The organism is Heliophilum fasciatum (assembly GCF_004341395.1).
Taxonomy (GTDB): Bacteria; Bacillota; Desulfitobacteriia; order Heliobacteriales; family Heliobacteriaceae; genus Heliophilum; species Heliophilum fasciatum.
This window is the reverse complement of sequence record NZ_SLXT01000004.1, coordinates 96,961-121,143: the sequence shown is the minus strand read 5'-3', so window position 1 is coordinate 121,143 and position 24,183 is coordinate 96,961. Positions and strand designations below refer to the sequence as shown.

Here is a 24,183-nt window from a genome sequence, read left to right as displayed (position 1 = left end):
GAGGTACTTTTGTGAAACGCCTGATGTCCGGTATTCCTTTTATTGCTGCTTTGTTAATGGTGCTCCTTGCGGCGTATACGCTGGTTACTTCGAAGCAAACCCCACTTTTCCCCACGAACGGAGAAGATGTGCAAGGTGATCGTACGCAGATTCTTGAGCCGAAGATTCTGCCGCCCCCTTCGAATATGTTGGCTTTCTACCCCTATACGCCGCAATTTATCGATTTGGGACCGATTTGCGAGCAAGCGGTACTCCAAGGCAATCAACCCTTACCGGTTCCGACTCCTTCTGTGCGTATGGAAAAGAAACCTACCGATGTAGGGATTGCCTGGTCCAGTTTGACGCTTAATCATCAGCGTGATCGCATCGCTTTTCAAACCAAAAGCGGCTTGTATGTGGTAAACTTGCGCACCAAACAATCGGCGCGGGTCTTTTCGTTACCCGATGATGGCAACAGTCGCTTCGGGACAGGCATTACCTGGAACCCAGAAGACACGCACCTGACCTTTACGGAAATACGCGGCGGTACATCGGAAGGTGCCGATGCCACCCTTTTGTACCGGATTCACCTGCTCCAATTAGATGACCTGACCGATAAAATCATCCATGAGACCTTTAGCCAACCGGATTTGCCGCTTTGGTCACCGGACGGACGTTATGTGGCCTTGGACAACCCCTTGGTATTGATGGAGCGCAAAACCGGCAAAACCACACCGGTCGGCACCGGCAAAGATGCCCGCCACCCGCGGTGGTCACCGGACAGCAATTATCTTGTCTTTATGCAATACTCCGCACCGGACCGCGCCGAAATCTACCGCTATACAATGGAAACCAAAGAAATGTTGCCGCTGACCAGCATGGGGAAAGCGGCCCGGGCCGTAGAATGGCTGAAATCACCATCGACGATTTTGATGGAGACAGAAAATTATGCTTCCGGTGTCGATACAGGCCGTCATCATGTAGGCGAAGTACGTCCCCATTCGGAAAGCAGTATTCGCTGGCTCAGCCCCTTTGATCGGCAAGAATCTAATCGTTACTATGCCATCTCACCGAATGAGCGTTATGTGATCTTGCGTAAAACCGAGCCTTATACCACCAACGGTAGCGAAGAAAATGCCTTTAGTTTGATCGGCGTTAACCGCGAGTTAAATTTCTTCTCCTGGCATTTTGTCCGCTTGCACTCCTTCGCAGCCAACGCGCCTTTGTCCTTTGCCTGGGGTAAAGACGGCAAGCTCCTCTACCTCACCGAAGCGAAGGCAACGGTTACTCCACCGGCGACGGTCGGAGCCCAAGGTACGGTGGCAGCGCCTGCTGGCACAGCCTGGGAGATGTACTCTTTTGATTTTGAACAACAAGCCGTACAAAAAGTTTGGGAAACGCCAACACCAACACGCCTTATCGGTGTTGACGGTAGTATCATCTATCACAGTCCCTATTGATGATCGATGGGCTCGCACAACACTGCTTCCCACAGCACCGCTTCCCTTCTCGCGAGGGGAGCGGTGCTTTTTTTCATCATCATGTATGCCTGCAGGCGGAAGTGATTAGGCTAGCAGGAAAGGGGGAATGGTGATGAAGAGAACGGAAGCTTCCCTGTCCCTGGCGATGATTGAAACGGCGGCCCAGCGCATTGCGCCCTATATTCACCGTACACCGTTGGCCCATTCGCACACCTTCAGCCGCCTTGCCGGTTGTGAAGTGTACTTAAAATGTGAAAACTGGCAACGCACCGGTTCATTCAAGCTGCGGGGCGCCTTGAATCGCTTGCTTTCCTTGACGGAAGACGAAAAAAAGCTCGGTGTCGTCGCCGCTTCTGCCGGCAACCATGCCCAAGGCGTCGCCTTGGCGGCGACGATGGTCGGTGTACCGGCGACCATCGTGATGCCGAAGGGGGCTGCACTGGCCAAGATCGAAGCGACTCGCGGCTACGGTGCTGAAGTGATCTTAGAAGGCGATACTTATGACGAAGCTTATCAAGCTGCGCTGGCATTACAGAAAGAGCGCAGCTTGCTTTATGTTCACGCTTTTGATGATCCTCTGGTGATCGCCGGTCAAGGGACCGTGGGACTGGAAATTGCCGATCAGCTCCCGGACATCACCGGCATCACGGTGCCGATCGGCGGCGGCGGGTTAATTGCCGGCCTGGCACTGGCGCTGAAATCTCGCTTTCCTCAGGTGCGCATCATCGGTGTTCAGTCGACAGCTGCATCGGCCATGGTTGCCTCGCGCCAAGCCGGATGTGCCACGACTGTCTCGTGCCAGCGTACGATCGCCGATGGAATCCGTGTCGCCCTGCCTGGCCGCCTGACCTTTCCGCTGGTGCAAGATCTCGTCGATGATCTGCTCACCGTTGATGATGAAGCCATTGCTAAGGCCATTGTCTTGCTGCTGGAGCGGGCTAAACTGGTCGTGGAAGGTGCCGGCGCCGTATCACTGGCCGCCCTGCTGACGCAACAGTTGGGCAAAAGCGGTGAACGTTGGGTTGCCTTGCTGTCTGGCGGCAATACGGATATTTCCGCCATTGCTGCACTGATCGAACATGGTCTGGTGCAAAGCGGGCGGCGCTGGGAGTTTCGCGTGACCTTGACTGATGCGCCGGGATCGCTGCAACAATTGCTGGCTTTAATTGCTGCCGGCGGTGCCAATGTTATCTCGATCATTCACGATCGACTGGCACCGACGCTTTCACTGCGTCAAGTGGAGGTCATCATCGCGCTGGAAACACGCGATCATGAGCATATTGACGAACTGACGGTGCAACTTACTCGGGCCGGGTTTCTTCTGCGTCCATGGTAGTCCACGATTTTCTGCTCCTTGTCTTGCTTGTAAAATATCAATGTGATATCATTATTATATCAGATATGGCAAGGAGGTTGTTTCCATGAACGAGCAAAGAGCTTGGCAAGTGAATGGGTTATACGCGCTCCTCTTGTTTATCGGTTTGTTGGCTCTCACGTTGCTTTTACTGGTGACGGGTTCTATCTTCAGTGCGGTCTTGGTGTTTTTGTTGACGGCGATTTTAGCATCGGGGATCAAAATCGTTGCGCCGAACGAAGCGAAGACATTGATGTTTTTCGGCCAGTATGTGGGCACTCTCCGTGAAAGCGGGATCTGGTTGAGCGTTCCTTTCACGGTTTATCGCACCGTATCACTGAAAGTTCGTAACTTTAACAGTGCCAAGTTAAAGGTCAATGATGTAGAAGGAAACCCTATCGAAATCGCTGCGGTCATCGTTTTTCGGGTTACTGATTCCGCTAAGGCCGTTTTTGATGTTGATAATTACGAAAGCTTTGTGGAGATTCAAGCGGAAACGGCGCTTCGCCATATTGCCACCAAATATCCCTATGATGATTTTTCTGGCAAGGCCTACTCCCTGCGCGGCAATACGGAAGTTGTCGCTTCTGAAATTGCTCAGGAGTTGCAGTCTCGTCTGAGCGTGGCCGGTGTGGAAGTGCTGGAAGCGCGCTTGACCCACTTGGCCTATGCCACCGAAATCGCCAGTGCCATGCTCCAGCGCCAGCAAGCATCGGCCATTTTAGCCGCACGCCAGATGATCGTGGAAGGTGCTGTCGGTATGGCCCAAATGGCACTGGAAAAGATTCAGCGCGACGGTCTGGTGGAGTTGGACGATGAGCGTAAAGTAGCGATGATCAACAATCTGCTGGTCAGTATCGTATCCGATCGGTCGGCCCAACCGGTCATCAATACTGGCAGTTTGTACTAATCCCGTGCCGCCGAAGAAAAGCTTCCCTCTACGTTTGGACCCTCATTTGTATGTGCTGATCGAGCGCTGGGCAGCAGATGAAATGCGTAGCGTGAACGGGCATATGGAATACCTGTTACGGGAAGCGCTGAAAAAAGCCGGACGGCTGACCCAGGAAAAACCAACTGAACCGCCGCTGCCGGCAAATCCAACGGACGATGATTATGGTACCGGGTAGCCAGAAGCACAAAAAAACGCTGAAGCCGTTCTTCAGCGTTTTTTCTTTGTTACTCAAAATCATCGGGATTTTTGTTTTCCTGGGCGGCCCACTGGGCGATCTCGCTGGGCTGCTCGATTTGGCGGGGATCGGGCTCATAGACACCAGGTGCTTTCTTGGCTCCTGAAAGGTTAGCATCGATGGTGGAATTGTTGTGTTGATCTTTTTTCATCATCTTTTTCCTCCTTACTTAAGCTGGACACCCGAATAGTATGCCCTTTTTTCGCTATCTCATGGCCTGTATCCCGATGAATGTATACAGTGTTTCTGTTGCGATGCCATTGAATGCCTGATACCTCTGTGTTATAAATACCATACACTTATCAACCGACAAAAATTTTATCTTTGTGGAACAATGGCGTTCTCACGTTGCAGACGATCGATCGCTTCACTCGATGCTCGCTGATCTTGTCTGTCATTGAGTGCGCTTTTTTTTATTCCGCAGTTCCGCCTGCCGGTTGCGCATAGGTGTTTATTTTACGTAAGGAGGCTGCTTCCATGCTGCTACGTGAAGGTCAGATCCGCATCCCCTCTGGCTGTGCCATCAGCGGGATCATGAACCGTGACGGCGAAGTTTTTTCCGGTCACGACATCATCCGCTCCATCGCGTTGATGCATGATCGCTCGAATGGCCTCGGTGGTGGTTTTGCGGCCTACGGTATTTATCCCGATTATCCCGAACACTATGCGCTACATATGTTTTTCGAGGATGATCAAAGCCGGGAAGCAACAGAAGTTTTTTTCAACAACCATTTTGATATTGAAGTGGGCGGTAAGATTCCCACGCGCAAAACGGTAAAAATCACGAACGCTCCCTTGATCTGGCGCTATTTTGTCTTGCCCAAGGAAAATAAGTTAGTGGAGTCCGGCCTTGGTGCCGATGAATATATGGCTCGCTGCGTAATGCGCATCAACAGCGAATATCCTGGGGCGTTTGTCGCTTCTTCCGGTAAAAACATGGGCGCCTTCAAAGGTGTCGGCTATCCTGAAGAGATCGGCGAGTTTTATAAGCTCGATACGTATAAAGGCTACCTCTGGACGGCTCATGGCCGTTTTCCGACGAATACACCAGGCTGGTGGGGCGGCGCCCATCCCTTTACCCTGCTGGACTGGTCCATCGTTCATAACGGTGAAATTTCTTCCTACGACGCCAACCGGCGCTATCTGGAGATGTTCGGTTATCGCTGCTCCTTACAGACTGATACAGAAGCGATCACTTACGCTTTTGATTTGCTCCTGCGCAAGCATGGCTTACCGCTGCACGTGGCAGTAACCGCGCTGGCCGCCCCCTTTTGGTCGGCGCTGGCGCGCATGGATGATCAGCAAAAAGCACTGGTCAAAGCGGTGCGGACCGTCTACAGTTCCCTGCTGATCAACGGTCCCTTCTCCATTATCTTAGGTAGCCGCAAAGGTTTTGTGGCATTGAATGACCGCTTGAAGCTCCGTTCGCTTGTGGCGGCGGAAAAGGGCGCTTTTATCTATGTGGCCAGCGAAGAATCGGCGATTCGGGAGGTCTGCGCCGCACCGGATAAAGTTTGGTCTGTCGGTGGCGGCGAACCGGTCATCGGCCTGTTGAAAGGGGTGGATCAACTATGAGTTTTCACTATACCACACCGGATTTTATCGTTGATCGCGACGAACGCCGCTGCACCCAGTGCCAGATCTGTGTTCGCCAGTGCGCCAATGAGGTGCACCGCTGGCATGAACGGGGCCGCAAAGTCGTTCATGATGATCGCAAGTGTGTGAACTGCCATCGCTGCGTCCTCACGTGCCCGGCCGATGCGCTGACGATTCGTAAGTTTCCCAACGAGTACCGGGCCAATGCCAACTGGACAGACCACTATATTGATTCGATCTACAAGCAAGCGGCTACAGGCTCGGTGCTTTTATCCGGCATGGGTACGGACAAGCCTTATCCCATCTACTGGGATCACCTGCTGCTCAACGCCAGTCAGGTCACGAACCCTTCGATCGATCCCTTGCGTGAACCGATGGAATTAAAAACCTTCCTCGGTCGCAAACCCGATGCCTTGTCGATCAACGATGGTAAGCTGGCCGAAGCGCTGCCGCCGCAGTTGGAACTGGATCTGCCGATTATGTTCGGCGCCATGAGCTTTGGCGCGGTTTCTCTCAATACAATGACGTCGCTGGCCCGTGCTGCCGAGCGCATGGGTACGTACTTCTGCACCGGCGAAGGTGGCCTCCACCGCGATCTTTATCAATACGGTGCTCATACGATCACCCAAGTCGCATCGGGTCGCTTTGGCGTTCACCCGGAGTATCTCGAAGCGGGCGCGGCGATTGAAATCAAGATCGGTCAAGGTGCGAAGCCCGGTATCGGTGGGCATTTGCCCGGTGAAAAGGTCGGCATGGACGTATCGTTGACGCGGATGATTCCCGAAGGCTCTGATGCTATCTCACCGGCGCCGCATCATGATATCTACTCCATTGAAGATCTGCGCCAGTTGATCTATTCACTCAAAGAAGCGACGGAATATCGGAAGCCCGTCGCTGTAAAGATTGCCGCTGTGCACAACATCGCCGCCATTGCCTCCGGCGCGGCCCGGGCCGGAGCAGACATTATCGTCATCGACGGATTCCGCGGTGGTACCGGTGCTGCACCGCTACGTACCCGTGATTCGGTTGGTATTCCCATTGAACTGGCTCTGGCGGCCGTGGATCAGCGCCTGCGTGATGAAAGCATTCGCCATCAAGTCTCGCTTGTTGTTGCCGGTACTATCCGCTGTTCCTCTGATGTGGTCAAAGCGATTGCGCTCGGTGCTGATGCTTGCTATATCGGTACAGCAGCGCTGATCGCCCTTGGTTGTCACGTCTGTCAAAACTGCTACTCCGGTAAGTGTAACTGGGGGATTGCGACGCAGCGTCCGGAGTTGACGGAACGCCTCGATCCTGATGTGGGCGCCGGTCTGGCAGCGAATCTGCTTAAAGCCTGGGCTCATGAAATTAAAGATATGCTGGGCGGTATGGGCATCAACGCCCTGGAAAGCTTGCGGGGCAACCGCCTGATGCTACGCGGCATTGGCCTTTCGGAAAAAGAACTGGAGATTTTAGGCGTTAAGCACGCCGGTGAGTAAGGAGGTGCTTTTATGACGATTTCCAACGCAAGTGCTGTGGCGATCAACGCACAGGGACTGTACTACAAAGAGTTAAACGAAAAAATTCGCGCTGCCCTGGCTGCCGGCGCTGCAACGGTAAGGGTGCACAGCGTCAACGGTCAGCGCTATATCGGCACCGGATTGTCCGGTAACGCTTCGCTGATCGTCGAGGGCACCGCCGGCAACGATCTAGGCGCTTATATGAACGGCCTCACAGTGACGGTTTACGGTAACGGTCAGGATGGTATCGCCAATACGATGAATGCCGGAACAATCGTCATCCATGGCAGTACCGGCGATACACTGGGCTATGCCATGCGCGACGGCGAAGTCTATGTGGAAGGCTCTGTTGGCTTTCGTGTCGGCATCCACATGAAGGAGTATCAAGAGAAGGTTCCTGTCTTGGTTATCGGCGGCAAAGCCGGTTCCTTTTTCGGCGAATACATGGCCGGCGGCATATTGATTCTGCTTGGGCTCTCGGGCCGCGAAGGTCATCCCATCGTCGGTGATTTCTGCGGTACCGGCATGCACGGCGGCGTCATGTATATTCGCGGTAATGTGGAGGAGCATCAACTGGGCAAGGAAGTCAAGGTCGTGGAACTGGATGAGCAGGATCGAGAAGTGCTCGGTAAGTATGTGGGTCGCTATGTTGGGCATTTCGGCGGTGATGCTGGAGAAATTCTCGATGCGCCTTTTGTCAAGCTGATTCCTTTTAATAAGCGACCTTATGGGAATTTGTATGTCGGTGTGTAAGCGTTCTTGATATATAAAGGTAAAAGCCGGAAGTAACTATTCGTTGTTACTTCCGGCTTTTTATTATTGTAAATTACTTTTTCTCTTTGAGCATTTTTGCCGCCAGCGCTACGGCGGCGACTCCGTCAGCGGCATAGCCGTCGGCACCGGCCTGCTGAGCGTAGTCTTCCGTCACAACAGCGCCACCGACCATGGTCACAACCGGCACCGAAGCAGCTTTCAATGCGGCAATGGCCACATCCACTTCGGGCAGCGTCGTCGTCATTAAAGCACATAACCCGACAATATCCACCTGATGTTCTTGCGCGGCTGCCACAATCGTCTCCGGCGCCACATCTTTACCAAGATCGATTACTGTGTAGCCGTTGTTTTCCAACAGCGCAGCAACAATATTTTTACCCAGGTCATGGATATCACCACGCACCGTTGCGAGTAGCACTCGTCCTTTGCTTTCGATGGCTTGCGCCGGCAAAAGCGCTTTCAATGTGCCAAAAGCGACGCGCATCGTTTCAGCCGCCAGCATCACTTGCGGCAAATAGCAACGTCCAGCACCAAACGCTTCGCCGATCTCGTTCATTGCCGCCGTGAGACCTTCATCAGTAATCGTCAGCGGCGCTTTACCTTCGTTTAATGCCTGCTGAACCAACGGAATGATGCTCTCTTTCTCACCACGGATCACCGTTCGTTTGATCCGCTGAAGAACATCGGCACCTTCATCATCACCGGCGACTGCTACCCCGGCTGTTCCCGCCGCTGCGGCGGCTGTACCTGTTCCGGCCGCCGGCGCTTGCCAACCGCTGTAGCGCACACTGTAGGCTTGGCCTTGCCGATCATGGCCAAGCAACGTACGCGCTGCCGCAATAGCATCTTGCAAGACCTCATCATAAGGATTCATAATCGGCGCATCAAGGCCGGCATCAAGGGCCAAGGCACAAAAGGTAGCATTGAGGAGATTGCGCCGTGGCAAACCGAAACTGACGTTGCTGAGCCCCATCACCGTGGGAAAACCAAAGCGCTGCCGGAACAGGCGCAGCGTGCCTAAGGTTTCCTTGGCCGCCTGCTCATCGGCGGCCACCGTCAAGACCAGCGGATCGAGCAGCAAATCTTGCCGACGCAAGCCGATAGCTAAGGCCGCATCAACGATGCGCTGGGCTATCTCGGCGCGCTCCTCTGCCGTCTCAGGAACACCGCCCGGCGCGATAGGCAAGCAAAGCACAGCGGCGCCATATTTCTTGGCTAACGGTAAAAACTCGCGCAGGCGGTCAGGCTCAGCACTGATCGAATTGACCAGTGCTCGTCCCGGGTACGCCTTCAGCCCGGCTTCCAGGGATGCTGCATCGGTCGTATCAATCGCCAAGGGTACATCAACGAGCATGGACAGTTCAGTGATCGCATTGGCCATGGCCGCTGGTTGGTCAATGCCCGGTACACCCATATTGACATCCAAGATCTGCGCCCCTGCTCGGACCTGACCGAGGGCTTCTTTTTTTACGGTCAGCCAGTTGCCATCGCGAATCTCGGCGGCCAAGGCTTTACGTCCCGTCGGATTGATTCGCTCCCCGATCAAGACCGGCGGAAAAGCGGGGCCAAGATAAAGCGTTTGGCTGCGGCTCGTCAAGGCCGTTACGGTCGGCAGATCACGAACAGGAAAATCAGTGGGATAGCGCCTGGTAACGACATCATGACCAGCAGCAGTCAAAGCCGCCCGAACCGCTTGAATATGTTCCGGCGTAGTACCGCAGCATCCGCCGATATAAGAGGCGCCTGCAGCAGCCAATTTCGGTGCCCATGTAGCCAATTCTTCCGGCCCCATGGGAAAAACGGTCTTGCCGTCGACAAGTACTGGCATGCCGGCATTAGGCTGAATGCTCAGCGGTTTACGCGTCACCGCCGCCATCGCTTTCACGATCGGCAGGAGTTGCGCCGGCCCCAAGGAACAGTTGGCACCAATAACATCAGCGCCCATGGCGTCAAGCAAAATCGCGGCTGTTGCCGGATCGGTGCCGGTCACAGTCCGTCCGTCCGCTTCAAAAGTAAGCTGACAGATCACCGGCTTATCGGTCACGTCTTTGGCAGCCAGCAAAGCGGCGCGCATCTCTTGAATATCAATAATCGTCTCGATCAAAATATAATCTACACCGGCTGCCGTCAGCGCGGCAATCTGCCGTCGAAAAGCAGCGTATGCGTCATCAAAAGCGAGATCGCCCAGCGGTGCGATCAGCTTCCCTGTAGGTCCAACGGAACCGGCAATCAGCGTATCGGCGTTACCGGCAGCCCGCGCTGCTTGCACAGCGGCCTGGCAGATGGCTTCCACTTGATCGGCGAGCCCGTAGTGAGCCAGCTTAATCGGGTTGGCGCCAAAGGTGTTGGTTTCGATGATCGCCGAGCCGCTTTCTACATACCGGCGGTGAATCGCCGTTACCGCTTCCGGATGCTCAAGGTTGAACTGCTCCGGTGCACTGCCGTTCGGCAATCCGGCAGCTTGCAGCATGGTGCCCATGGCACCGTCAAATAACTGAATCATGAAGGTGACCCCTTTCTGGCCAGGCAATCTTTTCTTCCACAAATATCACATCGATTACGGGTGCACCCTTTTTTCGTACTTGCCGTTGTCGGCATCGACTGTAACGGAGTGCCCAGCATCGTATTATCGAGAGTTGTTACGGCAGCCTTACGCGGCGATAACCCGATCAGCGCCGTAACGGATTTGCGCGGTTTGAGCATAGCGTGGCTCGTCACCGTAAGTCCGATGGCCGCACCGGCTGCCAGCACAATCAACTCCGGTTGTACCGTTACATCCCAGTCGCCATAACCTGGACTATATCGCCATGTGGCCGCCAGTCCGCGCCGGGCAGCCTCCTGCTCGATGAGGCGATTGGCACCGTCAGCAACCGTTTCAACGGCTGCAGTGCCTACCGCATCAAGCAAAAGCGCTTTGGTATATTCGCCATCAGCAAAACACCGATCAATCGCTTGGCCAATATCCCCGCCAATCGTGGCTGCCAGCACAGCCACTTCCGTCGATTGGGCCAGGTGCTTACGAATATCTTGGCCCTGTAGGGTCAACAAATTCGGTGCCACGATCATTCCCTGTTCGGGATCATAGGGAAAGATTTGCCACGTCGCTTTTCCGTTGGCCATAAGTAATCCTTCTTCGATCGCCTCGGCCAAAAGAACTTCCGGAAAATCATTCGCCGACGCCATCCCTGCATAACGGCGAACTTCTGGCTTATCCACTGTGGTTAACGGAATGCGACACATGGGCATCTTATTTCTCCCCTATCTTCAAGTTTATTGGTTATTTCTACAGGATCGGATAGGTGCCCTGCTTATTATAGCAATAATCCCTCAAGACGATCACTGTTCTATAAAAAATCCGTTCTCACGACGGCAAAAAGCCCTGCTGGGCTTGACCCCGGCAGGGCTAATGCGTCGAAAACGCGAAAAGGGATTAGTCCACTTTTACGTACTCATCAAATTTGCAGAGCGGGCAAATGGGCAGTTCCGTTGCTCCGTCAACAGTGATCTTAAAGCGACATTTGGTACACTTATAGGTACCTGCTGCGGGTTTTTCACCGGTTTTGGCCACAAGAATCACCTCCTGTTTGCTTAAAATTATTCCTGCTCTTATTTTGCCATGATTAGTTGCTAAATACAATCAGGAATCTGTCTTAATAAGAATTTTTTCTATGTTAGATCTGCAAGCTGGTCCTATGTCAACCCGGCCCTTAGGCGGCGTCAATCAGTCCTTTGACCGCATCCAAGCCCACCTGCAGAGCCTTTTTATTCATCTCTTCCGTTCCCTTCGGTACACGTGCCAACACGGCTTGCACCAGGGCATCCCACGATACCACCTTGGTCAATCCGACAAGCACACCGAGAGCAACGATGTTCGCCACCACTTCGCGGCCCACTTCTTGCTTCGCCAGCAAGCTGATGTTCACGCGGTAGACGTTGCCCTTCACCGGTTGCTCATCTTTGACGTAGGTAGAATCGATGATCACCACCGCATCGTCTTTGACTTCAGGGCAATATTTTTTCGCTGCTTCCGGACTCATGACCAAAAGAACGTCGGCAGCGAGAACTTTCATGTAGTCGATCGAGTCATTGGCAATCATCACTTCTGCTTTGGAAGAACCGCCGCGCGATTCCGGTCCATAGCTTTGGCTTTGTACGGCATTTTTTCCGTCGATGATCGCTGCTTCCGCCAAAATCACACCGGCTGTGATCAGGCCTTGGCCACCGGTTCCGCCAAAACGAATTTCCCAATGATCACGCATCAGCCATTTCCTCCTTGCGCTTTTTCAATGATCTTGGCATACTCGGCCGTATATTCCGGTTGCGGCTCATGATGAAGCACACCGGTGATGATCTTGCCGGCCCGCTTTTCTTCCGGCAAACGATCGTAGGCGGCTTGAGTCACACAAACATCACGCTGCCACTTGAGCATATCGGCAGGGCCACCTTTTTTATTGCGGCGTCCGTAGTACACAGGACAGGAGGAAAGGGCTTCAATAAAGGAGAAGCCGGGGTTTTCGATCCCTTTCAGGATGATATCGGTCAATTGACGGGTATTAAAGGCGTTGCCTCGCGCCACATAGCTGGCTCCGGCAGTTTGCGCCAACTTGCAACTGTCAAAGCTGCGCTCAATGTTACCATAGACAGCTGTCGTCGCTTTGGTACCGGTCGGGCTGGTCGGCGAATATTGTCCGCCCGTCATCCCGTAGATGTTGTTGTTAAAGAGAATCACGTTGAGGTCGATGTTCCGGCGGGCAGCATGGATAAAGTGGTTGCCGCCGATAGCAGTGCAGTCACCGTCACCGGTGATGACGAAGACGTTGAGCTCCGGCTTGGCTAACTTCACACCGGTAGCAAAAGCAAGCGCCCGCCCGTGGGTGGTGTGGAGCGTATCAAAATTCATATATCCCGGCGCCCGCGATGAGCAGCCGATACCCGAAACGATGACAGTTTTATCTTGATCCAGTCCGGCTTTGTCAATCGCTTCGACGATGGAACGAACGACAATGCCGTTAGAACAGCCGGGGCACCAAATGTGGGGAAGTTTGTTCACACGATAATATTGAGCAATTTCCGGATTCATTTAGAGCACCTCCTTGATCTTAGCGAGGATTTCGGTGGGCGAGATCGGCTCGCCGTCAGCCCGCAATACCCCGTAGACCGGAGCTTGTCCTTCTACGGCGACACGCACTTCATTGATGATCTGACCTAAATTCATCTCTGCCACAATTACCGCTTTGGCCTTGGCTGCCGCTTTCTTGACAGCTTCTCCCGGGAACGGCCACAAGGTAATCGGGCGGATCAAACCGACTTTCAGGCCCGCTGCCCGGGCATCTTTCACGGCCCGCGACGCAGCCCGTGCCACCGAACCGTAAGCGAGTAAAACTACTTCAGCATCTTCAATTGATTGCTCTTCATAATCGACAACTTCCGGCAAGAAATTGTTAATCTTATCATGCAAACGTTGCAGATGGGCGGCCATCTTCTCCGGCTTGGTCGTAGCAAATCCAGTTTCATCATGAGTTAAACCGGTCACATGGTAGCGGTAGCCGTCACCAAAGCTGGCCATCGGCGGGACGAGCGTTTCATCAACAGGCTCATAGGCCTTATAGCTTTCCGGACCTACTTCCGGCTTTTTCCGGTTGACCACGGGAATTTGCCCTGGTTCCGGCAGCACCACACGCTCACGCATGTGCCCGATAATTTCATCAAACATGATAAACACGGGGGTGCGGAAACGTTCGGCCATATTGAAGGCTTTCACCGTCAATTCAAAGCACTCTTGCACCGAATTCGGGCAAAGGGTGATGACGGGATGATCACCATGAGTGCCCCAACGCGCTTGCATCACATCACCTTGTGCCGGCGATGTGGGACCACCGGTGGAAGGACCGAGACGCATCACGTTCGCGATAACGCAAGGGACTTCAGTGATCATCGCATGGCCGATATTTTCCTGCTTCAAGGAAAAACCCGGTCCCGACGTGGCTGTCATGGCTTTGGCCCCGGTCACGGAAGCGCCGATTACGGCGGCCATACTGGCAATTTCATCTTCCATTTGGATAAAACGTCCGCCTACTTGAGGTAAGCGTTCGGACAAAATCTCGGCAATCTCGGTTGAAGGGGTAATCGGGTAACCGGCATAAAAAGAAGCCCCGGCATAGATGGCTCCTTCCGCACAGGCTTGGTTACCTTGCATCAATTTCGCTTTCAGTGAAGTGACACTCATCGCTTTGGTCCCCCTTCAACTGTTATCGCATAATCGGGGCAATGGGCCTCGCAAACACGGCAAGAGGTACAGAGTTCCGGGTGTGCAACGACGGCTTTACTTAGTTCATTACCAATCAAAACCTTCGTTGGGCAAAGGGAATAACAGATCCCGCATCCCTTGCACCATGCCAGATTCACCGTTACTGGGGATTTCAACTGTTCCGCAGGAATGGCCATACGATCACCTCATTACAAGTTCTGTTCAGTCCGCAACGTGATGACGAGGTTAAATAAAGAGAAATTTCTGATTAATCAAACCAGCGACATCTCTGCCGCATCCTGAACGAAGTCCATATTCAATTTTAGGTGCTGAGCGATAATGTGTCAATCACAGATTATACAATTTATGTAGGCGTATAATACACCTCATGACGCGCTTTGAACTAAAAGTAAGCTTAGTTCCGCTTGATGCGGTCGCCGCCTTCTTCTTTGGCACGTTGGAGCGCCTTTTCACAAATCTCCAGTAAATCAGCAGGCAAGTTTCTTTCCGTCGGCTCCACCGTAGCAACACCGATGCTGATGGTGAAGGATGTTTCCGGCAACGTGCCTTCTTCACAAGCAGCACGCCAGTGTTTTTGAATCATTTGCGCTTTTTTCAACGCATCATCGGTGGCCGTCACCGCCAAGATCATGGCCATTCGTCCCGGGCCGCCGGGATAAAGACTTTCTCCCTCTCCGGTAATTACTTCGAGCATGATTCGCCCAAGGCTATCGACAAGAGCTTGCGCACCTTCACCGCCTTGCTGCTCATACTCATCAAAGTTATCGATCTCCACCAAAACAGAAGCCATCAAGGCCTTGTTTTTCGCAGCAATTTTCCATTCTGCCCGGATCATCTCAGCAAAACGGCTCGTGTCCTCGATACCCGTGCAAAAGCCAAAACGAAGCAGTCGCAACAGGATTTCATTCATATCTTGGGTTGTCATTGCATTGCCGGACGCAACGGACGATACCGAAGCCCCTTCACCGCCGGCGATAGCCGGTGATGCCTGCCGATCTTGTTCCAGTTGATGAATCTGTCGACGCAGTTGCGCTTGCACACGGCGTAACTTATCGGCTTCCCGCTTGGAATTAAGTGCTGCCCGTACTCGTGCCATCAATTCCATGCGCCGTAACGGTTTGGTAATATAATCAACGGCCCCGGCGTTAAAAGCCGATTCCAAGTCTTGCATCTCTGCTTTGGCCGTGACCATGATGATGGGAATATGGCGCGTCGCCGGCAATTCCTTTAAGAGCTGGCAAGCTTCCACGCCGTTCATCTCCGGCATCATGATGTCCATAAGAATCAGATCGATCGATTCCAGCGGTTCTTCGGTGTTGATGTGATCGTCAACTATACCCATGAGTCGGAAGGCCTCTGCCGCTGAGTCCGCTAATTCAATCTCTACATCTTCGATTCCCTTAAGCAGTGACTTCAAGAGAATACGATTATTTAACAAATCATCGACAATCAATACCTTCATGATCAACAACCTTTCCCTCGTTTGATGATCAAATCCTGGCGACGAATAAAGGTTCCACATAGTATAAGCACGCCACAGACCGCGAAACCGGACAAGATCATTTCTCCTAATGCCTGTTGGTGATACCAGCCCCGGTTCCACACTTCTATCCACGGTATCACTTCTTCACGCAAGGGATCGGCATCGACGCGAACACGACTGTCCAATTCAGGTAAATAGCGGGCCGAAAAACCGTGCCAAGGCTGATCAGTAAAGCGAAAGCCTTGCCCTTGCAAGCCATCCAGCAATGCCCCCAAGCGCTGTTCATCTAAGAAAGAATGGTAAAAAGCACTGACGGTGCATCCCCGTACCAAACTGTTCTCCTGCGCTGCTGCCAGCATAGGCGGGATTGGATCAGCCAGATTCATATCAATATAACCAATGTTTTCAGGGATCACCCGAAAACCGTGCTTATCCTGCCGGATCAGGTAGGGGATTTTTTGCGTTTGTCGCGTACGCTCGGTCACCTGCGGAGCACCAACAACGAGATCGAAATTCTGACGTATCTGCCCATAGGTTTTTTGATCCACCGCATAATGCGGTAAGGTGACTCCGCGTGGATGTAGCCCCTGTTGCTGCAACAGGCCAACAGTGCGGTTAAGACGCGCCCAAGCCCAATCCGGTTCGGCCTGGGAGCGTACCGGTTCTTCCTGTGCCGTATCCCAGAATTCAAAACCTACCCCGGTTTCACCGTCACCGATCTGGTGAGTATAACCGTGCACAAGCAAACTTCCCCCATGGGCTTCCATATACCGCAGCGCTTCGATGAACTCCGGCCGTTCCGTCATGGTAACGCGCTGATTGGTAGCAGGATTGACATAGTTCGGAATCACCGTCACCAAAAAAGGAATTCGTCGTGCTGCCATCGTGTCCGTAAGCGCCCGCAAATTAGCCGGTGAACGGAGCGGATGAACATCTTCAATACGAATCACAGCGCTTTTCTCAACCGGAGGAACTTGACCAAGAAAATCATAGAGTTGATCGGCAATCAAGAGTGACGCTTTATCTTGTAAATCGGCTGTGCCGAAATACCACAACCGGTTCAAGCGCAGTCCGAGGGCCAACGGTTTTTCCTGCGTCGTCGCTTCTGCCCATAGCGTTGCTTCCGGCGGAAATGCAGTAAGCGCATCAATGGCCAGCGGCTTATCCAAGGACAACCTCTGCCCACGATAGTGGAGTGTTACCGCCTGCTCTTGGCCAAGACGTACCTGCCAAGGCTGGCCCCATCGTTCGCCTAGTTGTTCGATATTACGGCCAAGCCAGAAAAGCGGTTTGCTTCCCGATGCAAGATCATCCAGCAACGCTACCGGTACTTTTTCTTGAAAAGTACCGACATAGATGATCCGATCAAAATGTTCGGCATCACCTTGCTGATAGTTTGCGGAAGGTTCTATGGTCACATCGGTCTCAAAGTGACCTAAAAGGTTGCCTACCATCACGGCCGGCACTTCCGCTTGATCATCGGTAATCCCGCGAAACCACCGTGTTGACGGATAAAGCACGAGCACGCGCTGCTTTACTGTACCTGCATTGAGGGAATCAGCTGCCGAATCAACCGTTCCCTCTGCCCATCTTGACGGTACAAGCAAGCTTATCAAAAGCATGCCACAGAGCATCCACCGAGTCAACGCGCTTCCCATCCTGTTTTTCCTTTCTTTCAATCACTAACAAAGGGATGATAAAGCTACCTTACCCCTAAGTCAAATTCCATAGGCATCGGTAAATTCCTGCCCATTCCTAGCATGATCACAGTTATTCTGCTCATACTACAATCAACTTGCTTCGTTATCGCGCATCTGAACCGTTATCAACGCACCGCATCTGAGCGCAGAAAGTGAGGGAATGACCATCGTAACCAAAAGTCGTATCAAAATGATTTCGCTTTTGCTCGCGCTGCTTCTTTTTCCTTGGCCGGCAGGAGCTCCGCAACGCTCCCTGTCTTACGAAGAGTTTCTTAAGATCTTTGAAGCCGATGTGGCCCATGGGCAAGCGCTTGGTGTCGGCTACCCACGCAGTTATGATGTCTGGATGCTGGCCCGTTGCATTACCGGTGAAGCTCGTGGTGAATCTTATGTGGGACAAGTGGCTGTCGGTGGTGTCGTGCTCAACCGTGTACGTCACCGCTCTTTTCCCAACACGGTGGCCGGCGTTATCTTTCAACCAGGTGCCTTTACTGCTGTCGATGATGGGCAGATCTGGTTGAACATTGACCAGACTTCACTGAAAGCAGCCCGCGACGCTTTGGCTGGCTGGGACCCAAGCGGTGGCGCCCTTTATTATTTTAATCCGGCAACGGCTACAAGCCGCTGGATCTGGAGTCGTCCCCAGATCAAACAGATTGGGCGACATATCTTTACCAAATAACCAGCAAAAAAGCACCTCCCGGCGGGAGATGCTTTTTTTTGCTTCTATCAGGTTCGTCTTCGTCGATCAGGTTCGTCCATCAGCAATCGCTTGACCGGTGATGACCCGTTGCCCGCAGGCGATCCCCGGGCGCCAGGTGATGCGTCCCGGTTCAAACAACAAGATCACCGTTGAGCCAAACTGAAAATGCCCCAATTCATCGCCTTTCTCCAGCCGAGTACCAGGCGCTTCACCGGGTTCATAGGCCAGTTGGACACTGCCGACAATCATGGCCCCCACTTTGACAACGGCTACCTGCCCAAAGGGTGAATCCAGATAGGTAATCACGCGCTCATTCCGAGCTAACAGGCCCGGCACACTGGTAACTCCGCGATCATTGACAGGATAAAGCCGTCCTGGACAAAAAGTGGTCCCCGTCACCGCCCCGGTTACAGGCGTATGAATGCGATGATAATCACGGGGACTTAAGTAGATCGTCATAAATTGCCCTTGATGATAGCGCACAGCTTGCTCGGTATCGGCCAGCAAATCCGCTGCTGTATAATCCATACCTTTGGCTTGAATCATGCGTCCTTGCTCAATGGTACCCATCTGCGAGATGAGCCCGTCAACAGGACTGACAATCGCCGATGCCTCTTGCGCAACCGGTCGCATACCGGGACGCAAACGGCGCGCAAAAAACTCGCCGAGGGTTTTATATTCCTGCCATGGTTTTTCTGCCTGCGCCACATCAATGTCATAGGTACGAATAAACCAAGGGATGGCCGATTGACTCAACGATGAAGCTGCCCACCGGCCCGCTTGCACGGTGATCCACTTTTGCGGCAAAAAAGTTAAGGCAGACGCCCATAAGCGACCCAATGGGTTCCCTCCTGAATTTTGTTTTGTCCCGTGTAAGAATACCTTCCGGTCGGGATGATGTCAAATTGATCTTATCCTTCACTCCGTACGGTACCGGTTTCCGCAATCAACTGGTCGATAAACTGCCGCGCTGTTCGTCCCGATCGTCCATTGTGACGAATCGCCCACTGCAAGGCCAACTGATGGAGTTGTTCCCGAGCGATGGCAATCCCGCTTTGACGGGCTAAGATTTCGACGATCTTCAGATAGGTCTCTTGGTTGGGCATCAAAAACGTAATCGTAATGCCAAAACGGTCAGCGAGGGACATTTTTTCCTGGTAGGTGTCGCCGGGATGAATTTCTCCGTCTTGCACGATCTGTTGACGATCGGCAAAGGTCTCTTTGATCAAATGCCGCCGGTTCGAGGTCGCATAAATCGCCACATTCGCCGGCCGGGCAGCCACACCACCGTCAAGCACTGCCTTGAGATCCTTGTAGCTGTCTTCGCCTTCCTCAAAGGAAAGATCGTCCACAAAGATGATAAATTTTTGCGGGCGGTCTTTGAGCATGGCAATCAACTGCGGAAAATCACCTAATCGGCTTTTGGGCACTTCGATCAACCGTAACCCCTGCGTGCCAAAACGGTGAATCAAACTCTTGACCGTTGACGATTTACCGGTACCGCGATCGCCGTAAAGTAAAAGATTGTTCGTGCGATAGCCGCGGATCATGCGTGCGGTATTCTCCACCACATCTTGCCGCTGTCGCTCATAACTGACCAGTTGCTCCAACCGAGTTGGATCGGGATAATCAATGCCAACCAGTTTCCCCTCCCAGCGAAAGGCCAAGAACCGAGCAAAAGGGCCGATACCGTATTGCTGGTGATAGGCAATCACTGCCGGCAGTTCGAGGGCCCAATCCATACTGCCCAATAATTGCTGTTTTATGGCTTGCCGGGCGCTCGCCGGATCTTGCGCAGTTCCATCGCCATGAGCACCTTGGCGATCGGCGGCAAGGATCGGCTGCACAGTTGACCATTCCGGCAGGGGTCCGCCGTAGATCGCTTCCGCTTGGCGACGCCAAAAACCGGCAGAGCAGTGCACAAGCTGTTGCCAGGCCCGCAATTCTTGGGCCGCTGCCGCTTGCATAGAAGAACCCATCGCTTGCTGCCCGTATTGGGCTTTTTCGGTAAAGCCATTTTCGTCACTCAGCAATTGATCAAGAATATAATTTTGCCAGGCATCGCCGACAACGGGCTCACGGCGTTGCTCTCCATAGGTGACTACTATCGCCAGCAACTCCATATAATCGGCAATCAATTCCTCCATGGCACGGCTGCTTTCGGCAAAAGCACCGATTAGACGCCGTGCCAGCACCATGGCCGGATCGTCAAGAAGCTTTTTATAGAAACCAAAACGGTAAAAAGCAAAATGGATCTCTTGAATCGACGGTTCCACTACTTGCCTTGATTCATGCATCATCTAACGCCTCCCCCTGCGCTTCCTCTTCGACATGTTCCGAAAAAATCCTTTTCACTTGGTAAGATCTTGCCTGTTACGATGAAACCAGTTAAGATCATGATTGTGCTTCAATCACCGGTTCTGGAGGGATAGCCATGGCGGAACTTTCACCGCCGATCGTCGGCCGCTATGCACCGAGCCCAACAGGTCAGTTACATCTTGGGAATGCCCGTACCGCGCTGCTTGCTTGGCTGCAAGTTCGTCAAGCCGGTGGCCGGTTTATTTTGCGCATGGAAGACTTGGATCCGGCTCGTTCCTCCCCCACCGTGGCCAAAGCGATCATTGAAGATTTGCGCTGGCTTGGCCTGGATTGGGATGAAGGGCCTGATGTGGGCGGCCCGCACGGGCCTTACTGTCAAAGTGAACGCCGGGCATTCTATACGGAGGCCCTCGAAAAACTCTGGCAGCAAGAGCTCATCTATCCTTGTACCTGTAGCCGCAAAGACTTGGCCTCTGTTGCCCACGCTCCTCATGGTGCCGCCGATGATCCGCCGCCTTATCCCGGCCATTGCCGCCATCGACGGCGGAGCGAACAAGAAGCACTCTGCCAAAGCGATCATCGCTGGTCCCTGCGCTTTCACGTGCCGGCCGGTATCGTCGCCTGGCAGGATGCGCTTGCCGGTACGATCATCCAGGATGTAGCCCGTACCGTCGGCGATTTCATCGTCTACCGGGCTGACCATGTCATCGCCTATCAGTTGGCCGTTGTTGTCGATGACGCAGCCATGGGCATCACCGATGTGCTGCGCGGTGATGATTTATTGTCTTCCACAGCCCGCCAGATTCAGTTGGGACAAGCCTTGGGCCTGCCGATCCCGCGCTATGCTCATGTGCCGTTGCTTTATGGACCTGATGGCGCTCGTCTGGCCAAGCGTCACGGCGCAACAGCCATTGCCGCTTTGCGTGATCGTGGATGGAGGGCTGCGGAAATCACCGGTTGGCTGGCAGCCAGCGCCGGCCTGCTGCCTGATGTAGCACCGATAAATGCCCGAGATTTAGTCGCGACCTTTGCCTTGTCTGACATCGCCAAGCATCGGGTCGACCCCGTCGCACTTTGGTCTTTCCTGGCATGACCAATCGATAGTTGGCAACATAATGAAGGAGGTTTTTTTGTGGGCTTTTTTCAAAAGTTATTTGGTGGCGGCAGTGATACGCCAAAGCAAAATGTTCCTGCCGCGGCGCCGGCACCTGCAGCCACTGCCTTAGAGCAAGTCAAAGGTTCCTGGCAGAAAAAAGGGATCACTTCCCTGACGGCTCCTCTTCCCTACTATGCCTTGACCGACATTAAAGTCGCCCATTCCAATACGAAACTTTTTGTCGATTTTCCGCAAGCATCGAAGGCGGTCATCAAGCGCTTTGCCCCTACGCTGACCTTCAACCCGGATACTTCCTTTGACGGTTTTGGTTACTATTCGGACATCCCGATGCGCTCGGGAATCATTGATCTGGTGGAACTGATGAATGCCCATCGTCAAAAAGTAGCTAACGCTTGGATTGCCGCCGCCGAATCCGGTCAGGCCCCCGCTAACGAACTGCGCCTTGGTGCCTTGCACTACAATCCTTTCCCCGCCGCCGGCAGCCAAACGGGCAATTCCCTGCAAGTACAGATCTATGAAACCGATGACTTCACCAACGATGTCTTTCGCTCGATCTACGCCGAACTGCGGTTGAAGGGACACGAAATGATGCAGGCCACCATCGATGAAGTCAATCGCTATAATTGTTTTCTGAACCGGTTAACCTTGACGGCTCTCTTGATCGCTCCTTCAGCACAAGGCGATCAATTCGTCATCGCCGGCACCGATGTGCCGCTGGCGATTGATTTGCTGGGCAGCGATCAAAAGCATTTTGATTTGACACGCTGGTTTGCCCAAGCCGCGTCGCTGACCGATGGCTGGACGCCCTCAGCGATTCGTTTTTATGATCTTTTCTTAAACACAGCCGCTTATACCACAGGCATCACAGCTACTGTACGATTGAATCAACCTTTATCGGACCAAGCCGTCGCTCAAATCGGTGCCAAGGGCGGTCACGTTGTCTCGCTCAGCGGTACGGCCGTAGCCGATCTTCTGGCGCAGGGAACGCTCGATCCGGTCACTGCTTATGCGGTAGAAATGATCAAGGCCCGTCCGGCGTAACGTCCGCTAGAAAAAAGCAAGCCCGCCATGACGATGTTTATCGTGGCGGGCTTTGCTATGTGCTTGATGCTTAATATCCTTTTTCCAAGTCTACTTGGTGGAACGGAAAGGGTTTGCCGTCGAGAAAAGCAGCCAGATTGGCTTCGAACATCTCCATGGCTCGCTCCATGTAGCGTGGTGTCCGCCCGGCGATATGAGGGGTAATCACCACATTATGCATCCGCCATAAGGGGCTCTCACTGGACAAGGGTTCCTCCACAAACACGTCGAGGGCCGCGCCGCCAATCCGACCTTCTTCAAGTGCCCAGATCAACGCTCGTTCATCGACCACCAGTCCACGGGCCACATTGACCAGGATGGCTGATTTTTTCATGACATCAAGTTCGGCAGGGCCGATCATGTTTTCTGTGTTCGCCGTTAACGGTACGCACACCACGATAAAATCAGCTTCGCTGAGGGCGCGCTTCAGTTGATCCGCCGGATAGACTTTATGCACACCGTTCACATCACGTCCGTCCGTATTGACACCGACAATACGCATGCCAAAGGCTTGGGCACGCTTGACCACTTCTTTACCGATGGCGCCCAGTCCCACCACACAAATTGTTTTTTCGAAAAGCTCATCAAACTTGACGTGCTGCTCCCAGCGCCCGTGCTCTTGCATGCGCGTAAAAAAAGGAAACTGGCGCATAAAGCTGATCATCATGCCAAAAACATGCTCCGCCACCGGTACGCCATGAATGCCCCGTACATTGGTCAAGGCGATTTCGCGCTCACGGAACAAATCAAAGGGGAAAGTTTCCAACCCGCTGGTCAACGAATGAATCCAGCGCAGTTTTTCAGCGGCACGAAAATGATCTACCGTAAATCCTTGCCCATACGTGACGAGAACGTCGGTACGGGGAAGAAATTCCATCGCTTCACTTGTCGAACGACAGATCCGCCATTGTACACCGGGGTAGGCGCGCTCCAAACGCTCCCGGTACAAATCGCTGATCGCCGTAGTCATGAGAATCTTCATCGCGCTATTCCTCCGTCTTTTTGTGGTAATCGGCACAAACCGGATGTAAGTCACAACTGCTGCAAGCCGGCTTACGGGCATGGCAAACTTGACGGCCATGGGTGATCAGCCAGTGATGAGCGATCGTCCATTGCTCCTCAGGGATATTACCCATCAACTGCCGTTCCGTCTCCAACACTGTCGCTGCTTGGGCTAAGCCAAGACGGTTGGCGACCCGAAAAACATGGGTATCGACGGCAATCGCCGGTACACCAAAAGCATTGCTAAGTACAACATTGGCTGTTTTACGCCCAACGCCCGGCAGCGATTCGAGGGAAGCCCGATCGGCAGGTACTTCCCCGCCAAAACGACTGACCAGCAATGTACAAGTCGCTAAAATGTGGCGTGCTTTGTTTTTGTACAACCCGATCGTGCGAATCGATGCTTCAAGCTCCTCCGGGCTAAGCGGCAAAAAGTCAGCCGGTGTGGGATACTTGCGAAAAAGCTCCGGCGTAATCTTATTGACCGATTTGTCCGTCGCTTGCGCCGCCAGGATTGTAGCAATCAAAAGCTCGAAAGGATTACGAAAAAGCAAAGCACACTGGGCATCTGGATATAAGCGGGCCAACGATGATAAAATGAAAGAGACCGTCATAGATGCCAACTCCCTTGGAACTGTGCC

At 53.2% G+C, this 24,183-nt stretch carries 23 protein-coding genes and 1 pseudogene; 10 read left to right on the top strand and 14 right to left on the bottom strand.

Annotated features, from left to right (window positions below; all coding sequences use genetic code 11):
- Window positions 1–11: 11 nt before the first annotated feature.
- From EDD73_RS03105 to EDD73_RS03090, 4 genes are all read left to right on the top strand, one after another.
- Entirely contained in the window at window positions 12–1,439 is a 1,428-nt protein-coding gene (locus EDD73_RS03105; RefSeq protein ID WP_131918236.1) for a TolB family protein, read from the top strand.
- A 133-nt stretch (window positions 1,440–1,572) separates the two neighbouring features.
- The gene (gene ilvA / locus EDD73_RS03100) at window positions 1,573–2,796 is read left to right on the top strand and encodes a threonine ammonia-lyase (protein ID WP_131918235.1); all 1,224 of its coding nucleotides are present in this window, start codon (window positions 1,573–1,575) and stop codon (window positions 2,794–2,796) included.
- An 85-nt stretch (window positions 2,797–2,881) separates the two neighbouring features.
- Window positions 2,882–3,724 (top strand): SPFH domain-containing protein, encoded by an 843-nt coding sequence (locus EDD73_RS03095; RefSeq protein ID WP_131918234.1) that lies wholly within the window; start codon window positions 2,882–2,884, stop codon window positions 3,722–3,724.
- A gap of 34 nt (window positions 3,725–3,758) precedes the next feature.
- Window positions 3,759–3,941, top strand: coding sequence for a type II toxin-antitoxin system antitoxin (locus EDD73_RS03090; RefSeq protein WP_406567179.1), 183 nt, complete (start codon window positions 3,759–3,761; stop codon window positions 3,939–3,941).
- Between the two features lie 49 nt (window positions 3,942–3,990).
- Here the strand turns inward: EDD73_RS03090 and EDD73_RS14770 are convergent, their stop codons facing one another.
- Window positions 3,991–4,152 (bottom strand): hypothetical protein, encoded by a 162-nt coding sequence (locus tag EDD73_RS14770; protein WP_165876289.1) that lies wholly within the window; start codon window positions 4,150–4,152, stop codon window positions 3,991–3,993.
- Window positions 4,153–4,478: 326 nt separating this feature from the next.
- Here EDD73_RS14770 and EDD73_RS03085 point away from each other — a divergent pair, with 326 nt between their 5' ends.
- From EDD73_RS03085 to EDD73_RS03075, 3 genes are read left to right on the top strand one after another with little or no spacing between them, the layout of a single operon-like run.
- Window positions 4,479–5,576, top strand: a complete 1,098-nt coding sequence (locus tag EDD73_RS03085) for a class II glutamine amidotransferase (protein ID WP_131918232.1) — start codon at window positions 4,479–4,481, stop codon at window positions 5,574–5,576.
- The gene (locus EDD73_RS03080; protein ID WP_131918231.1) at window positions 5,573–7,075 is read left to right on the top strand and encodes a glutamate synthase-related protein; all 1,503 of its coding nucleotides are present in this window, start codon (window positions 5,573–5,575) and stop codon (window positions 7,073–7,075) included. The genes EDD73_RS03085 and EDD73_RS03080 overlap by 4 nt, the downstream gene beginning before the upstream one ends.
- Window positions 7,076–7,087: 12 nt before the next feature.
- Window positions 7,088–7,849, top strand: a complete 762-nt coding sequence (locus EDD73_RS03075; protein WP_131918230.1) for a GltB/FmdC/FwdC-like GXGXG domain-containing protein — start codon at window positions 7,088–7,090, stop codon at window positions 7,847–7,849.
- A 73-nt stretch (window positions 7,850–7,922) separates the two neighbouring features.
- Here the strand turns inward: EDD73_RS03075 and EDD73_RS03070 are convergent, their stop codons facing one another.
- The 9 genes from EDD73_RS03070 to EDD73_RS03030 form a co-directional block, all read right to left on the bottom strand.
- Window positions 7,923–10,373: a homocysteine S-methyltransferase family protein gene (locus tag EDD73_RS03070; protein WP_131918229.1), complete on the bottom strand. Its 2,451-nt coding sequence runs from the start codon at window positions 10,371–10,373 to the stop codon at window positions 7,923–7,925.
- On the bottom strand, window positions 10,370–11,116 hold the full coding sequence (locus tag EDD73_RS03065; protein ID WP_131918228.1) for a methionine synthase: 747 nt from the start codon (window positions 11,114–11,116) through the stop codon (window positions 10,370–10,372). Before EDD73_RS03065 ends, EDD73_RS03070 begins: the two co-directional genes overlap by 4 nt.
- Window positions 11,117–11,300: 184 nt before the next feature.
- Window positions 11,301–11,438 carry a zinc ribbon-containing protein gene (locus EDD73_RS03060; protein ID WP_165876288.1) on the bottom strand — a complete coding sequence of 46 codons (138 nt, stop codon included), beginning with the start codon at window positions 11,436–11,438 and terminating at the stop codon, window positions 11,301–11,303.
- Window positions 11,439–11,577: 139 nt separating this feature from the next.
- On the bottom strand, window positions 11,578–12,129 hold the full coding sequence (locus EDD73_RS03055) for a 2-oxoacid:acceptor oxidoreductase family protein (protein WP_131918226.1): 552 nt from the start codon (window positions 12,127–12,129) through the stop codon (window positions 11,578–11,580).
- Window positions 12,129–12,950 (bottom strand): 2-oxoacid:ferredoxin oxidoreductase subunit beta, encoded by an 822-nt coding sequence (locus EDD73_RS03050; protein WP_131918225.1) that lies wholly within the window; start codon window positions 12,948–12,950, stop codon window positions 12,129–12,131. Before EDD73_RS03050 ends, EDD73_RS03055 begins: the two co-directional genes overlap by 1 nt.
- Window positions 12,951–14,096, bottom strand: a complete 1,146-nt coding sequence (locus EDD73_RS03045; RefSeq protein ID WP_131918224.1) for a 2-oxoacid:acceptor oxidoreductase subunit alpha — start codon at window positions 14,094–14,096, stop codon at window positions 12,951–12,953.
- Window positions 14,093–14,314, bottom strand: coding sequence for a 4Fe-4S binding protein (locus EDD73_RS03040; RefSeq protein ID WP_131918223.1), 222 nt, complete (start codon window positions 14,312–14,314; stop codon window positions 14,093–14,095). The genes EDD73_RS03045 and EDD73_RS03040 overlap by 4 nt, the downstream gene beginning before the upstream one ends.
- 218 nt (window positions 14,315–14,532) lie before the next feature.
- Window positions 14,533–15,600, bottom strand: a complete 1,068-nt coding sequence (locus EDD73_RS03035; protein WP_165876287.1) for a GGDEF domain-containing response regulator — start codon at window positions 15,598–15,600, stop codon at window positions 14,533–14,535.
- Between the two features lie 2 nt (window positions 15,601–15,602).
- Window positions 15,603–17,267: a polysaccharide deacetylase family protein gene (locus EDD73_RS03030; protein ID WP_165876286.1), complete on the bottom strand. Its 1,665-nt coding sequence runs from the start codon at window positions 17,265–17,267 to the stop codon at window positions 15,603–15,605.
- 391 nt (window positions 17,268–17,658) lie between these two features.
- Between EDD73_RS03030 and EDD73_RS03025 the strand changes: the two are divergent.
- Window positions 17,659–18,003, top strand: a pseudogene (locus EDD73_RS03025) (cell wall hydrolase); the annotation flags it as partial.
- A gap of 66 nt (window positions 18,004–18,069) precedes the next feature.
- Here EDD73_RS03025 and asd read toward each other — a convergent pair.
- Both asd and EDD73_RS03015 read right to left on the bottom strand, forming a co-directional pair.
- The gene (asd, locus tag EDD73_RS03020) at window positions 18,070–18,864 is read right to left on the bottom strand and encodes an archaetidylserine decarboxylase (RefSeq protein WP_131918219.1); all 795 of its coding nucleotides are present in this window, start codon (window positions 18,862–18,864) and stop codon (window positions 18,070–18,072) included.
- Window positions 18,865–18,935: 71 nt separating this feature from the next.
- Window positions 18,936–20,321 (bottom strand): ATP-binding protein, encoded by a 1,386-nt coding sequence (locus EDD73_RS03015; RefSeq protein WP_165876285.1) that lies wholly within the window; start codon window positions 20,319–20,321, stop codon window positions 18,936–18,938.
- Window positions 20,322–20,458: 137 nt separating this feature from the next.
- On the opposite strand from EDD73_RS03015, the gene gluQRS reads away from it, so the two are divergent.
- The gene (gene gluQRS, locus EDD73_RS03010; RefSeq protein ID WP_131918217.1) at window positions 20,459–21,436 is read left to right on the top strand and encodes a tRNA glutamyl-Q(34) synthetase GluQRS; all 978 of its coding nucleotides are present in this window, start codon (window positions 20,459–20,461) and stop codon (window positions 21,434–21,436) included.
- A 39-nt stretch (window positions 21,437–21,475) separates the two neighbouring features.
- Window positions 21,476–22,501, top strand: a complete 1,026-nt coding sequence (locus tag EDD73_RS03005; RefSeq protein ID WP_131918216.1) for a hypothetical protein — start codon at window positions 21,476–21,478, stop codon at window positions 22,499–22,501.
- A 70-nt stretch (window positions 22,502–22,571) separates the two neighbouring features.
- Here EDD73_RS03005 and EDD73_RS03000 read toward each other — a convergent pair whose 3' ends face one another.
- Together EDD73_RS03000 and nth are read right to left on the bottom strand one after the other, a co-directional pair.
- Entirely contained in the window at window positions 22,572–23,522 is a 951-nt protein-coding gene (locus tag EDD73_RS03000; RefSeq protein ID WP_165876284.1) for a D-2-hydroxyacid dehydrogenase, read from the bottom strand.
- A 4-nt stretch (window positions 23,523–23,526) separates the two neighbouring features.
- On the bottom strand, window positions 23,527–24,165 hold the full coding sequence (gene nth, locus EDD73_RS02995) for an endonuclease III (protein WP_406567180.1): 639 nt from the start codon (window positions 24,163–24,165) through the stop codon (window positions 23,527–23,529).
- Window positions 24,166–24,183: the final 18 nt, after the last annotated feature.